This window comes from Pseudomonas sp. I2 (assembly GCF_040984075.1).
In the GTDB taxonomy this organism is placed as follows: domain Bacteria; phylum Pseudomonadota; class Gammaproteobacteria; order Pseudomonadales; family Pseudomonadaceae; genus Aquipseudomonas; species Aquipseudomonas guariconensis_B.
In genome coordinates this window covers 58,696-72,459 of the sequence record NZ_JBCGFQ010000029.1, presented here as the reverse complement: position 1 = coordinate 72,459, position 13,764 = coordinate 58,696, and the positions used below count along the sequence as shown (strand labels likewise).

The following is a 13,764-nucleotide window of genomic DNA, read 5'->3' as shown; positions in this document are numbered from 1 at the left end:
TATGTTGATGGTAATGCTGTTCACTTACGCACTGGGGGCCGCCTTGCGGCCCTTCGCGGGCACGCCCGCCCCCACACGTCCGCTGCAAACCTCAAGGAATGCACGATCCTGTGGGAGCGGGCTTGCCCGCGAAGGGCTGCAAGGCAGCCCCAATCGATGTCACATCAGACTTAAGTGAACAGCATTACGATGCTGATGGCCCCTTTTCATGCCTGTTCAGGCCCACGGCTGAGCCAGGATCAGTCGTAGATCACCTTCTTCTTCCAGGTCTCGTCCTCATCGGTCTTGAGTCCCTGGGTCAGCGCGTTCTCGTCGCTCTGCGCCGGCTCCATCTGGTCCAGCACCTGGGCATTGGCCCGCGCCAGCAGTTTCTCCAGGTAGGTCAGCTGCTCTTCGTACACCTTGGGCTCGGGCTGCTTGCGCAGGTATTGCACGCCCCGTTCGAAGGCCAGGCGCGCCTGCCCCGGCTGGTTCTGCTGCAGGGCCTGCTGGCCGAGGTTGTTGAAGAACTCGATGTGCAGCAGCACCAGCATGTGGCGGATCTCCTTGACCCAGTGCTTGCCTTCGCTGGTGGCCAGGAAGCCTTCCTGGGTGGCGCGCACGACCTGGTTGTGCAGCAGCTCCAGCAGGAAACGCACGTCCTTGGCCTTGGCCTCGGTCTGGATCGGGCTGGGCGGGTTGTTCACCGCAATCCCTTCGCCCTGGGCGACCAGCCCTTCGAGTTCGGTGATGCGCGCCGCGAGGTCGCCGTTGTGCTTGTCCAGGGCCAGTTGGCGCTGGTTGAGGTTCAGCTCCAGGCGGGTCAGCAGCAATTTGAGGGCGGGCGTCATCAGTTGCCCGGGGAAGGTCTCGGTGATCTCGCCGCAGCGGCGCAGGCGCTCGCCCAGTTCGATCTTCAGGCGCGCGCGCTCGAGCTTGGCGTTCTCGACCACGTTGTTCAGATAGCCGATCACGATCAGCAACGCGATACCCGCCACGATGAGCAGGGTGATCAGAAGTGGTGTCACCGTTAACGCCTCATGAAGAAGTTTTACAGCTTGAGTGTAGTAAGTTCGCTTTCGACCGAACAGTGCAGCCGGGCGGACAGCGTTCGATCTGCTGTAGCCCCCTGTGGGAGCGGGCTTGCCCGCGAAGCGGTCCCCACCGAGTGGGTATCGGCAAAAAGCCCGATTTCCCCAGGTGCTGGCACTTTGCTGCGAGCTTGCCGGGGTGTCGTCAGAAAATCAACGCCAATCCTTGGGCGCCTCCAGCCCTGGCTATCAAGAAGGGCGGAAGTCATTGATTTAAATAAATTTCCACAAAAGGGTTGACGGCTTCCCAAGGCGTCCATAGAATGCGCGCCACTTGCAGCGTAAAGCACAACGCGATATGCGGCAGGGAGTGAAAAGATGTAGCGTGTCCCCTTCGTCTAGTGGCCTAGGACACCGCCCTTTCACGGCGGTAACAGGGGTTCGAGTCCCCTAGGGGACGCCAATGCGGGAATAGCTCAGTTGGTAGAGCACGACCTTGCCAAGGTCGGGGTCGCGAGTTCGAGTCTCGTTTCCCGCTCCAAGTTATGATCTACAGACTTCTACTGACGTCTGTAAGTCGTTGAAAAGAGGGGCTTCGGCCCCTCTTTTCATTCCAGCGAGCGCCACGGAAATCCACCCACAGCCAGCCTTTTTTAGGCGCCAATGTAGGCACAGGAATATGGGTGAGACGGCTTCCGGATAGTTGCTGGGGCTGAGCGGGAACCATGACGAGCATAGGCCTAAGTCATCACTTAGGAGCCTCGAAATGGCACTCTCTGATCTGATCGTCCGGCAGGCCAAGACCGCCGGCAAGCGCTACACCCTCTACGACAACGACTGCCTGAGCCTGATGGTCTCTGCCGCAGGCGGCAAGTCGTGGATCTTCCGTTACTGCTGGTTGGGCAAGCAAAAGCGCATGTCTCTGGGCAGCTATCCCGCTCTCAGCCTGCGCGAGGCCCGCGCCGAGCGGGACAAGGCCCAGGTTCTGCTCGCCAAGGGCATTGATCCCCAAATCGAACGCGACCAGCGGCGGCACGCGGCCAAGCTGGCGGGCGAATACACCTTCAAGAACGTCTTCGACGCCTGGGTCGAGCATCGCCGCAAGGAACTCAAGGAAGGCCGTCAGAGCACGCTGTCGCAGATCCTGCGCATCTTCAACAAGGACGTGCTGCCTACCCTGGGGAAGATGTCGATCTACGACATTCGTCGGCCCCAGCTCGTGGGCGTCGTGGCGGCGATCGAGAAACGCAAGGCGTTCACCACCGCCGAGAAGGTCCGCACCTGGTTCAACCAGATGTTCCGCTATGCCCTGGTCATCGCCGAGGGGCTGGAAGTCAACCCGGCCGCGGACCTGGATGTGGTGGCCGAGCCCAAGCCCCCGGTGGCCCACAACCCCTATCTGCACCTGCCCGAGCTGCCCGAGTTCCTTCAGAAGCTCCGGCGCTACAACCCCCGCGGCTGGCAGACCCAGCTTGGCGTCCGGCTGCTGTTCCTGACGGGGGTGCGCACGGGCGAGTTGCGGCTGGCCGAACCTGAGCAATTCGACCTCGACCGCGGCTTGTGGATCATCCCGCCGCAGGTCGTCAAGCAGCTTCAGGACGAAATGCGCAAGGCCGGCAAGCGGCCGCAGGACGTGCCGCCCTACATCGTGCCCCTGTCCCTGCAGGCCATCGAGATCGTGCGCTATCTCCTGGGCGTAATGCGGCCGGCGCAGAAGTACCTGCTGTCGCATCGCAGCGAACTCAAGAAGCGCATCAGCGAGAACACCCTCAACAAGGCCGTGCAGCTCATGGGCTACGAGGGGCGCCTGACCGGCCACGGCATCCGCGGCACCATCTCGACGGCACTCAACGAGATCGGCTACCCGAAGATTTGGGTGGACGCGCAGCTTTCGCACTCCGACCCGAACAAGGTCAGCTCGGCCTACAACCACGCCAAGTACGTGGAGCCGCGGCGCCGCATGATGCAGGACTGGGCAGACCGTCTCGACCTGCTCGAACAGGGTGAAGTGGAAGCCGCGAGCGCGCACCTGACCATCCGCATCGACGGGGTGCCGGCGATGGCGGAAGTGGAGGAAGCGCTGGGTGCGGCCCCCACGGCGGCCGAGCCCGCTGTCACCGGCGTGCCACCCGTGGTGGCCACGCCCATCGTCGTGACTCCCAACAGCGGCGGAATCACGTTCCAGCGGCTGTCACAGGTGCCGCCGCCTCCGATGCATGCCCCGGAGCCGGAAGTCTCCGCGATCCAGCGTGAGCGCGAAGAAATGCTTGCCATCTACGAGTCGCCGAACAATCTGCCGGTCCCGCTGTTCGGCAAGCTGGCCGGGAAATCCAAGGACCAGATCAACCGCGAGCTGAAAGCCGGCAAGCTGCTGTCGATCAGCCTGGGCAACCGGGGGCAGAGGGTTCCCGACTGGCAACTGGTGCCGCTCAAGCACAAGCTGGCCCAGGTGCTCATGAACCAGTGCCCACACGCGGATTCCTGGGACCTGTACCGCATGCTGACCCAGCCACACCCCGACCTGGGGGATCGTGCGGCCATCGATGCGGTCACGCCGACCAACGTGCCCGCGATCATCCGGGTCATCATGGGCGGCTACCAGCGCCATGAGGATGCGCCCGAGGCCATTGCCATGCGGCCCATCCCCGAAGATGTGCGGCTGAGCGTCCGTCGGCTGGTAGATAGCGCAGTAGTGCTTGAGGGGGCCTAACCCCATTTCGACCTATAGCCGGGGCCATGACCTCGGCCATAGGGGCGCCACTACGTGGCGCCAGTCCCGGTGACTTGCATCGCTCTGCGCTCGAACCGCTCCGCAACGGGTTCGGCTTGCGCGTGGGGCCGCTGCAGATAGGTCACGATTTCATAGGGGCCGTCGGCGAGCGGTCGCATGGTGATTCCCCATCCATGGGCACGCTCGATGCGCGATCGCGCAGATACCCCGATGCCGTAGCCCGCTGCAACCCATAGCGCCAGCATCTCGAAAGAAACCACCCGCCGGATGCTCTTCTGGTCTGCTGGCATGAGGGAGGCCAGCCTCTCATTCAGAAGCGGACAGGCCTCTGCCTGCCAGCGATAGACGGGATAGTCCTGGAGATCGGCGATGGTGAGCTTCGCCTTGTCGACCAAGCGGGACCGAGGCGGCATGGCGACGGCCATAGTCTCCGTCCACAAGAGCTGCGTTTTGAGAGCCGGGTCGCGATCCCCCTGAAGCGACATTCCGACGTCGTAGCGGCCTTCAAGAAGCCCATCAAGCAGGACGTCCCCTGCAACCTCGAAGAACGAGAGGGTGACGTCTGGCTCTTCCGCGCGCTGTCGCGCGAGAAGCGCCGAAAGGTGTGATGACGGTACGCCCGGTGCTACGGCAAGTCTGAGACGGGGGGGCGGACTGGTGGCATCGTGCATGAAAGTCCCCACGGAGAGTGTCGATTGCGAAGACAACGCGACATGATACTAATGAGTTAAATTTAACGTGGTTAAATTTTTGTGCCTGATCGACGCTTCTGTTAATGCAGAAGCGTACTGTTCAACGAGGGCGTCCTCCGGGTACAACCAGATTTGAGGCCGAGCCAGCCCTGGCTTTCGGCAAGGCCGTGCGTACGTTTCGTGTGGATCAGGGTATTGCGCAGGAGGAGTTGGCCGCGCGGGCCGGGATTGAGCGTTCACATATGGGCAAGATCGAGCGAGGGGAACACTTGCCCTCGCTGGCCGTAATCTTGAAAGTTGCCGCAGCGCTCAAAATGAGCGGCACCGAACTGATGACTGCAACGGAACGCAATCTGCATGCCGATGCAGGCTGACGCCCCATCGGAAAGGGCTTCTATCCGTCCACCTGCGAGCGCAGGCGAGCAATGAAGCGCTCCAACGGAGGGCTCGGCGTGTCTCTTCGAGGCCGGAGTAGGTAGGTGGTAATCACGGCCGAATCTACGGCCAAAGGACGAGCAACGACATCGGCGCGCCGGCTGACCGCAAGTCTGGCGGCTGTGGTGAAGCCGAGACCGTATCCAGCCCCGACCAGTGTGAGCATCATGTCCAACGAGGATGCGTGTCCGACAATATTTGGTTCTCTCTCCAGTGGTCGCAGCAACCTTGATAGCTCGCGGCAGTAACCTTCACACACCCGAGGGTCACACAAGACCAGGGGGTGATCCCCGATCTCCTGAAGTGGAACCTCCTTGTGGGCAAGCAACTCGTGCCTGGCCGGAACAGCAATTACCAAGGGGTCTCGCCAGATGGGTTCGGCAACAATATCATTCTCGACATCAGCTGTATGTGCAAATCCAATAGTGAAATCGCCAGACCGCAGTCCGCGTATCTGTTCAGCCAATGGAACCTCAGAAAGCCGTATTTCAATCTCTGGCTCTTCCTCTCGGCAGTCCGCGAGGAACGCAGACAGGCGCTGGTCTACGGTGCCGTCTGATATAGCAATCCGCAGACTACCATTGAGGCCCGCCGCGACAGCTTTGACGTTTTCTCTGGCCTGATCCAGAACAGTGAAAAGCCTTCGAACATCCTGCAAGAACACAGTGCCCGCTGGAGTCAGACGCGTTCCTCGCCGATCACGATCAAAAAGCAATGTTCCCAGTTCGTCTTCAAGTTCCTTAATGGTGCGGGACAGTGGTGGCTGTTCAATGTGTAATCGCTCTGCAGCGCGTGTGAAGTGCAATTCTTCGGCTAATGCAACAAAACAGCGAAGGTGCCGCAATTCCATGAGCAGTTCTCCTCAATCCTATTCAGGTTCCATGGCGCATCGCATTCGGAATGCGCGGCGAAAGAAGTGAAAATCCTCCCCTATCCTGCTTGAGCCCAAAGAACATTTCAGCAGTTGGAATGAACGTCGCAACCGCGACCCGTCAAACACTCACACTCCAACATCCGCTAATGGCTCGTGGTCATCCGACGTTCACTATGTAATTGCTGGCTTTAAGCCAATGGTGGAACGGCGGGTTGATTTAATGCCTTTCACACTCACAGCATTCATCGTATTTGGCGTTCCGTGCTATCTCAGCAATAAGGTGGGAATTGTTGAGGCTTTCAAAAGCTCGGTTGTCTTGCTGCCAACCACCAAACTGCGCAGTGGCGAATGCCCGAATGCCCCCATGATCAACATATCAATGGCCTGCTCTTGTATTGTCCGAACAATGACTTCCTGCGCCTCACCTGGCGTCATAGAAGACGTCACCTCGAAGCCCGCCACCTCCAAGGCGCCCCTGGCCCACTCCAGTGACTTGGATGCATCTTTGCGTTGCGTGCCTGACATCAGCAACAGAATGGGCAAGCCGCGAAACAATGGACTGCCCGCCACCATTTCAACTCCGCGCCGCGTGACGACACCGCCGTCAAAAGCGATCATCACTCGCTGGGGTGCCTTGAAATCTTCGGTCACGGTCAGGATAGGCCGATTCAGCGCGCGAACCATGTGCTCCACATGGTGCCCCAATTCACTACGCTGCGATGTGGCCGCGTCGGCGCCGCGCCGGCCCAGTACCAGTAGTCGTACGCCCTTCGCCTGCTCTACGACAGTTTCTTCCAAATCGCCGTGACGCTGGCGCACATCGACATCGGTGGCCCCGATGGCCATCGCCCGCTCACGCAGCCGATTTAGGAACAAGCGGCCTTGTTCCCGTGCGCTCTTGGCGCGGGTTTCATCCTCTGCTGACAGTTTGGCCAGCAGACTTTCCTGGGCGTCGATACCGATCGCACCGCTGCGGTCATCGCCCATTCCTCGCTCTGGGTGGCTGTCGATGACATGCAAAAACTCCAGGGGCGCATTCATACGGTGTGCCGCCCATGCCGCGCAGTCAGCCACATAGTCCGCATACCTGGATTGATCGACGCAGGCCAGCACCTTGTTCTCGTTCTTCATGATTCGTTCTCCTTTCAATGGCCCGCAAGCATGTCGGCAGCGCCGTCCTTGTCGTGGACAGCAAACTTGTCCACCATCGTGGCGCTGGCCTCGTTCAGGCCGATCACCTCCACTTCAGTACCTTCGCGCCGGAACTTGATGACCACCTTGTCCAGCGCACTGACGGCAGTGATGTCCCAGAAGTGGGCACGGCTGACGTCGATGCATACCTTGTCGATGACCTCTTTGTAATCGAAGGTGTTGACGAAACGCTCGGCCGACGCGAAGAACACCTGGCCGGTGATGGTGTAGGTGCGCATGCGGCCTTCGTCCTCCGTGCGCGAGGACGCATGGAAGATCCGCCCCACCTTGTGGGCGAAGAAGAAGCCAGACAGCAGCACGCCGACCAGCACGCCCTTAGCCAGGTCGTGGGTGCCCACCGTCATGGCGACAGTGGCCAGCATCACCACACTGGAACTCTTGGGGTGCTCTCGCAGATTTCGGATCGAGGCCCAGTTGAAGGTGCCGATGGACACCATGATCATCACCGCGACCAGCGCGGCCATCGGGATGCGTGCCACCCAGTCGCCGATGAACACCACCATCAGCAGCAGGAACACACCGGCGGCGAGCGTGGACAACCGACCCCGGCCGCCCGATTTCACGTTGATGACCGACTGGCCGATCATGGCGCAGCCTGCCATGCCGCCGAGAAAGCCAGTCGCGATGTTCGCCACGCCCTGGCCCACGCATTCGCGGTTCTTGTTGCTGTTCGTATCGGTCAGGTCATCGACGATGGAGGCCGTCATCATGGATTCCAGCAGGCCCACCACTGCCAGGGTGGCCGACACCGGGAAAATGATCTTGAGCGTCTCCAGGTTCAGCGGCACATCGGGCAGCAGGAACACCGGCAGGCTGTCAGGCAACTGGCCCATGTCGCCCACGGTGCGGATGTCTAGGCCAAGGAAGATCGCCACGGCGGTCAGCACCACGATGGCTACCAATGGGGACGGCACGGCCTTGGTGATGTAGGGAAACAGGTAGATGATGCCCAAGCCCGCCGCCGTCATGGCATAGACATGCCATGTCACATTGGTCAGTTCGGGCAACTGGGCCATGAAAATCAGGATGGCCAGCGCATTGACGAAGCCGGTGATGACCGAGCGCGAGACGAAGCGCATCAGCGCACCGAGCTTGAGCCAGCCCGCGACGATCTGGAGCACGCCGGTCAGCACGGTGGCGGCCAGCAAGTATTGCAGGCCGTGCTCCTTGACCAGAGTGACCATGAGCAGAGCCATGGCGCCCGTGGCGGCTGAGATCATGCCGGGCCGCCCGCCGGCAAAGGCGATGATCGTGGCGATGCTGAAGGAGGCGTAGAGGCCGACCTTGGGATCGACGCCCGCGATGATGGAAAAAGCGATGGCTTCGGGAATCAATGCCAGCGCGACGACGATGCCTGCAAGCAGATCGTTGCGGACGTTGGACAGCCAGTCCTGGCGAAAGGATTTGATCATTGTTCTATTCCGAGAGAAGACTCAGCCACGGGCTGGAACGGACACAGGCGCGAAAGCGTCTTTCCGAACCCGGAATAGAAAGCCACCCCTACGCAAAAAAGGGGGCGGCAAGACGCAGTCAAACGGACGCGCAGCCTCGTGCGAGCAAGAAAGAAATGGGAGAGAAGCTGGCTCGCAGCGAGAATGAGACTTACACCGGCAAAAACTCCAATTGACTGCGGATGAATGCAAAGTCGGTGATTTTAAAGCATTTCGCCTGATGAAGGCAAAAACGGGCTTGGCTTCCATCCTTGCTTCGTGCCGTGCACGATCATCACGCGGCTTTTGTGGTGCGCCGATACATCGCGCCCCAAGCCAACCCCAGCAAGGCTGCCAGCAACGACCCTGCCAGCACGCCCAACTTGGCCGCGCCCAGCAGGGTTTCATTGTCGAACGCGAGCATGGCAATGAAGATCGACATCGTGAAGCCCACGCCCGCAAGCAGGCCAATGAGGACGATACCGCCCCACGACACGCCGGGTGGTAGCCGGCACCAGCCCAAGCGGACCATCAGCCAGCTCACGCCGACCACGCCCAACGGCTTGCCCAGCAGCAGTGCCAGGCCGACGCCGGCCATCACCCACTGCGGGCCTGCGGCGGACAGGTCAATGCCGTCCATGCTCACACCTGCGTTGGCTAGCGCGAACAGCGGCATAATTCCAAACGCCACCCAAGGGTGCAGCGCCGTTTGTACGCGCACCACAGGGGGCAGCAGCTCGCGCTGGGCCAGCCGCAATTGCTTGAGCGGCATGGCAAGGTGGTGCGTATCGTTGGCGTCATCGTGGTTGCGCAGCTTCTGCGCCGCGTACGCCACCATGTCCAGCGGGTGTTCACGCGTGGGCCGCGAAAGCACCGGCGTGAGCATACCGAGAACGACACCTGCCAATGTTGGATGCGCCCCGGTCATCAACAGGCCGGTCCAGACGATGGCGCCAGGCAGCACGTAGGCGAAGGCCGAGCCGACGCCCATGCGCTGAAATCCCAGCACCACGAGGATGCCCATCGCGGCGACGAGAAATCCCGACAGGTCCAGGCCGCCCGAATAGAACAGCGCGATGATGTCGTCGATGATCGCCAGCGCCAGTAGAAAGACGCGCACGTTGCCCGGAATGCTCCGGCCCAGCAGGGCGAGCACGCCCACGGCGAAGGCGATGTCGGTGGCCGTGGGCACGGCCCAACCCTGCAAGCGAGATGGGTCGGTATTCAAGGCCACATAGATCAGCGCGGGCACGGCCACGCCGCCCAGCGCCGCCATGATAGGCAGGCTGGCCTGGCGCAGATTGCTCAAGGCGCCTTCATGGATTTCGCGGCGGATTTCCATGCCCACGACCAGGAAGAAAATGGTCATCAGGCCGTCGTTGATCACGAAGTGCAGCGACTGGGAGACAGTGAGGCTGCCGATGCCAAGTGACACCGGCAGATGCCAGAGCGCGTGATAGCCGGGCGCAAACGGAGAATTGGCCCAGATCAGTGCCACGGCGGCGGCTATCAAGAGCACGATGCCGCTAGCGGCTTCTATGTGCAGGAAACGTTCGAGGGTGGCGAAAGCGCGCTCGGCCAGAAGTTGGGCGCGCGGTAGATCCTGCCGCGTGGTGTGGCGATTCATGGTCGTCAAAACTCCGCGTGGCGGCCCGACCGACGCATGAACCTGTCCCGCTGCGACATGCAACTAACACCCAACTGCCATTTTACAGGGTTGTAGCTAGAAGATCAGCGAGCGTGAAGTGATGCTCATCGAACTCGTTCCCCGGGCAAGAAACATGGCCGTCCATGCTGCCGTTTGCGCTTGTTGCGAACCCGAATCGCCTCCATCAACCCCACAAGCCAGCAGGCTGGACAACCCCGCATGAAGTAGATGGCCAAGCCGAACAGCCCCATTGCCGGCCAGAAGTGAGGGGTTAGCACGATGCCACCTGCCATAGATGCCACGGCCAAAACACCGCGAACCAACTGCGCTGTCACGGAAGTGCTGCAATACATGATGCGCTCCTGTCACCAGAGAACGGTGCGATGGGAATAACTGGGGGATGGCGAGGTTGCCCGCCCTAGACGAGCGTTCTGCCCCTTCCCGCCAATAAGAGGGGCGCGGCCGCCAAAACGGTTCGCGGCAGGCTCAAAAAGTCGGGCTTCGTGAAAACGCGGACGGGTGGAGTAGCGCCGCCGTGCAGATATTTCCGTTCGGTTGCGAACCGCTTTAACGACTCCCAGCCTCTAAATGAACAGCCACCGTTCTTCGCGGCCAAGTTCGCCCCTGCGCGCCGTCGCCTTGGGCGGTTCTCCCCCTTCTTCAAGGACTACGCCTATGAAATTCCGCATGACCGCCGCCTTTCTCGCACTCTCCGCGCTCGCCAGCATCGCCAGCGCCGGCGAGATCAAACCATTCAGTCAGACCGAGTTCGACCGGCTGACACAAGCCGATCAGCCCGTGGTGGTGGACGTGAGCGCGACGTGGTGCCCGACTTGCAAGGCGCAGAAGCCGATCTTGGAAAAGCTGATGAAGCAGCCCGCCTATAAGGACGTGACCGTGCTGACCGTAGACTTTGACAGCGAAAAGAGCATCGTCCGGGCCTTCAAGGTCAGCATGCAAAGCACGCTGGTGGGCTTCAAGGGCGCCCAGGAAGTGGCCCGCTCCGTGGGTGATACCACCGAGGCCGGCATCGAGAGCCTGATTCAGAAGACCACGCGCTGATGACTCTCGGACTTGGTTCTTACGGCCTCGGCTTGCTCGCCGGGGTGCTCTCCACGCTATCGCCCTGCGTCCTGCCCATCGTGCCGGTCCTGATTGGCTCGGCAGTCAACGCCCACCGGCACGCACCGCTGGCCCTGGCGGGCGGCCTTGCGTTGTCCTATGCCATTGTCGGCACGGCGCTGGCCTGGGCAGGTGCCTCGCTCGGCATCGATACAACGATCTTCCGGGGCGTGGGCGCGGTCGTCCTGGGAATGTTAGGAGTGGTGCTCATGTCCAGCGCTCTCCAGCAGCGGTTTGCGTCGCTGACGGCAGGCATCGGCAATGCTGGGAACAACTTGCTTGCGCGTGTCCAACTGGACGGTCTGACGGGGCAGTTCGTGGTGGGCCTGGTGCTCGGACTGGTTTGGAGTCCCTGCGTGGGGCCGACGCTCGGCGCGGCCATCGTCCTCGCTAGCCAAGGCACGAACCTGGCACAAGCGGGCTCGATGATGGCGGTATTCGGCGTTGGGGCAGCATTGCCTCTGGTAGTACTGGCCTATGTGTCGCGTAGCGCCATCGGCCGCACGCGATCCAAGCTCCTGCAGGCCGGCAAGGCGGGGAAAGTCCTGTTGGGCGCGATCATGGTTGCCCTGGCCATTCTGATCCTGACGGGTGCCGACAAGCCGATGGAAGCATGGCTTGTCGAACATTCACCGGCCTGGCTCACGCAACTGACGACGAGGTTCTGAGCGATGCCCCGGCCGAAGTTAACTTTCGTTTCGACCGGGTGACGCCGTGGGAAGCGTCTTGGACAGCATCGCGCGCCGCTGTGGGGAAGGACTGAGCCGCTACCTCAGCCGGCCCCACCACGTGCATAGCGTAGCGCCGCCGACCGATCCATGCCTTCTCATGGCCTGTCTGCGGCCAGGCGACGTGCTGCTGGTCGAAGGGCAGAGCCGGTTCAGCGTCGCCATCAAGTACCTGACGCAATCCACGTGGTCACACGCGGCGCTGTTTGTCGGCTCGGCCGGCAGGCCACTCGACGCCGAAGGGCGGCCTCGCTGCTTTCTCGAAGCCGATCTACGCGAAGGAGTGCGCCTGGTCAGCGTGGCCGAGTTCGCCGATTTGCACACCCGGGTCTGTCGGCCAGTGGGCTTGACCGCTGCCGAGATCGACACCCTGATCGGCTCGGCGGTGGCCCGGCTGGGCCATCAGTACGACTTGAAGAACGTGATTGACTTGGCCCGATACCTGCTGCCCACGCCGCCCGTGCCCGTGCGCTGGCGCCGCCGCATGCTCGCCCTGGGCAGCGGCGACCCGACCCGTGCCATCTGCTCGACGCTGATCGCCCAAGCCTTTGAAACGATCCGCTATCCCGTGCTTCCGCCCATTGACGCCGCGCCATCCGCGGAACCTCAGTGCCCCGGCTGCGTAGCGGAAATCCTCCATGTGCGGCACCACAGCCTGTTCGCTCCGCGTGACTTCGATGTTTCGCCCAATTTCGCCATCATCAAACCCACCCTGGAAGCCGGACTACTTCCACTTAGGAGCAACCCATGAACGCCAAGCTAACACTGCCACTTATTAACGAAGAAACCGCCCCGAGAAGGGCCGCGAATTCCTGAGCAACACGCGCAATAAGCAGGGGTTCATTCCCAGCATATACGGGGAAATGGCCCACGCCCCTGGTGCACTCTCGACCTACCTGCACGGGATGGACTGGTTCCGCAAGGAATCGGGCTTCACGCCGGCCGAGCAAGAAGTCGTGTTGCTGGTCATCAGCCGGATCAACGACTGCCACTACTGCGTGGCCGCTCACAGCATGATCGCCGAGAAGGTATCGAAGGTGCCGCCGCAGGCGCTCCAGGCGATCCGTGAGGGCACGGCGATTGATGACCCGAAGTTGCGCGCCCTGGCTGACTTCGTCAAAGAAATGGTGGAATCGCGGGGCAATCCGTCCCAGGCCAGTTTGCAGAGCTTCACCGGCGCAGGCTACAGCGAGCCGCAGGCGTTGCAAGTGGTGCTCGCTATCGCCATCAAGACGCTCTCGAACTACACCAACCACCTGTTCGACACCCCTATGGAACTAGCCTTTGCGTCCTACGCTCTGCCGGCGGTGACGAAATGAATACAGTGCACACTTTGGAGTCAACCATTACTTGCCCGAAATGCGGTTTCAAAAAAACGGAAGTCATGCCTGTTGATTCGTGCCAGTTCTTCTACGAGTGCCCGGTGTGCCATGAATTGTTAAAACCGAAGCCGGGCGACTGCTGCGTGTTCTGCTCTTACGGCACCAGCAGGTGTCCATCCAAGCAGGAAGGTGTTGCCGGAGGATGTTGTGAGTAGAAGACATGAGATTGTTAGGCGTCCGGTGGTCGCCGCCGCCGTAGGGATTCTTTGGCGAGTCGCTGACCGCACTCTACATGGGCGTGATCGCGTGGATCGCGGTAGCCATGCATGTTGACTACATTCTTTTTCCCGGACTGGGCGCTCTGGCCCATGACGTCATCAAGCGACCGCACGGCACCTGGGCCAAAGCGCCGGGGATGCTCGTTCTCACACCGCTTCTCACCGGATTGGGCATCCTGATCTTGCGACTATTCGATCTGCATGTGCCACCGGCGCTCGCCGTGGGCCTGCTGCCGTTCGTTGTTCCAGTGGTCGACTGCCGATTCGCTGTCGCTGTGGGCA

Annotated in this window: 13 protein-coding genes and 2 tRNA genes; 9 read left to right on the top strand and 6 right to left on the bottom strand. The window is 61.4% G+C overall.

The window, feature by feature from the left end; genetic code table 11:
* Positions 1 to 239: 239 nt before the first annotated feature.
* Entirely contained in the window at positions 240 to 1,007 is a 768-nt protein-coding gene (locus tag WCE05_RS16305) for a hypothetical protein (protein ID WP_225787091.1), read from the bottom strand.
* A 390-nt stretch (positions 1,008 to 1,397) separates the two neighbouring features.
* On the opposite strand from WCE05_RS16305, the gene WCE05_RS16300 reads away from it, so the two are divergent.
* The 3 genes from WCE05_RS16300 (at position 1,398) to WCE05_RS16290 (ending at position 3,720) form a co-directional block, all read left to right on the top strand.
* Positions 1,398 to 1,473 (top strand) — tRNA-Glu (locus WCE05_RS16300).
* 2 nt (positions 1,474 to 1,475) lie between these two features.
* Positions 1,476 to 1,551 (top strand) — tRNA-Gly (locus tag WCE05_RS16295).
* Positions 1,552 to 1,776: 225 nt separating this feature from the next.
* Positions 1,777 to 3,720 carry an integrase arm-type DNA-binding domain-containing protein gene (locus WCE05_RS16290; RefSeq protein WP_022580566.1) on the top strand — a complete coding sequence of 648 codons (1,944 nt, stop codon included), beginning with the start codon at positions 1,777 to 1,779 and terminating at the stop codon, positions 3,718 to 3,720.
* A 50-nt stretch (positions 3,721 to 3,770) separates the two neighbouring features.
* On the opposite strand, the gene WCE05_RS16285 is transcribed toward WCE05_RS16290, so the two are convergent.
* Complete coding sequence (locus WCE05_RS16285; RefSeq protein WP_024008255.1) at positions 3,771 to 4,412, bottom strand: substrate-binding domain-containing protein; 642 nt, start codon at positions 4,410 to 4,412, stop codon at positions 3,771 to 3,773.
* A gap of 104 nt (positions 4,413 to 4,516) precedes the next feature.
* On the opposite strand from WCE05_RS16285, the gene WCE05_RS16280 reads away from it, so the two are divergent.
* On the top strand, positions 4,517 to 4,807 hold the full coding sequence (locus WCE05_RS16280) for a helix-turn-helix domain-containing protein (RefSeq protein WP_023912020.1): 291 nt from the start codon (positions 4,517 to 4,519) through the stop codon (positions 4,805 to 4,807).
* 20 nt (positions 4,808 to 4,827) lie between these two features.
* Here WCE05_RS16280 and WCE05_RS16275 read toward each other — a convergent pair whose 3' ends face one another.
* From WCE05_RS16275 to nhaA, 4 genes are all read right to left on the bottom strand, one after another.
* Positions 4,828 to 5,718, bottom strand: coding sequence for a LysR family transcriptional regulator (locus WCE05_RS16275; RefSeq protein WP_022580563.1), 891 nt, complete (start codon positions 5,716 to 5,718; stop codon positions 4,828 to 4,830).
* A 288-nt stretch (positions 5,719 to 6,006) separates the two neighbouring features.
* Positions 6,007 to 6,873, bottom strand: coding sequence for a universal stress protein (locus tag WCE05_RS16270; protein WP_022580562.1), 867 nt, complete (start codon positions 6,871 to 6,873; stop codon positions 6,007 to 6,009).
* Between the two features lie 14 nt (positions 6,874 to 6,887).
* Positions 6,888 to 8,366: a SulP family inorganic anion transporter gene (locus tag WCE05_RS16265; protein WP_022580561.1), complete on the bottom strand. Its 1,479-nt coding sequence runs from the start codon at positions 8,364 to 8,366 to the stop codon at positions 6,888 to 6,890.
* A gap of 313 nt (positions 8,367 to 8,679) precedes the next feature.
* Positions 8,680 to 10,011 carry a Na+/H+ antiporter NhaA gene (gene nhaA / locus WCE05_RS16260; RefSeq protein WP_022580560.1) on the bottom strand — a complete coding sequence of 444 codons (1,332 nt, stop codon included), beginning with the start codon at positions 10,009 to 10,011 and terminating at the stop codon, positions 8,680 to 8,682.
* A gap of 696 nt (positions 10,012 to 10,707) precedes the next feature.
* Between nhaA and WCE05_RS16255 the strand changes: the two genes are divergently transcribed.
* The 5 genes from WCE05_RS16255 (at position 10,708) to WCE05_RS16235 (ending at position 13,419) form a co-directional block, all read left to right on the top strand.
* The gene (locus WCE05_RS16255) at positions 10,708 to 11,094 is read left to right on the top strand and encodes a thioredoxin family protein (protein WP_022580559.1); all 387 of its coding nucleotides are present in this window, start codon (positions 10,708 to 10,710) and stop codon (positions 11,092 to 11,094) included.
* Entirely contained in the window at positions 11,094 to 11,822 is a 729-nt protein-coding gene (locus WCE05_RS16250) for a cytochrome c biogenesis CcdA family protein (protein ID WP_023912021.1), read from the top strand. The genes WCE05_RS16255 and WCE05_RS16250 overlap by 1 nt, the downstream gene beginning before the upstream one ends.
* Before the next feature lie 160 nt (positions 11,823 to 11,982).
* A complete protein-coding gene (locus WCE05_RS16245) occupies positions 11,983 to 12,633 on the top strand; it encodes a YiiX/YebB-like N1pC/P60 family cysteine hydrolase (RefSeq protein ID WP_022580369.1) in 651 nt (216 codons plus the stop codon).
* 112 nt (positions 12,634 to 12,745) lie between these two features.
* Entirely contained in the window at positions 12,746 to 13,201 is a 456-nt protein-coding gene (locus WCE05_RS16240) for a carboxymuconolactone decarboxylase family protein (protein WP_022580370.1), read from the top strand.
* The gene (locus WCE05_RS16235) at positions 13,198 to 13,419 is read left to right on the top strand and encodes a GDCCVxC domain-containing (seleno)protein (RefSeq protein ID WP_071557723.1); all 222 of its coding nucleotides are present in this window, start codon (positions 13,198 to 13,200) and stop codon (positions 13,417 to 13,419) included. The genes WCE05_RS16240 and WCE05_RS16235 overlap by 4 nt, the downstream gene beginning before the upstream one ends.
* Positions 13,420 to 13,764 lie beyond the last annotated feature (345 nt).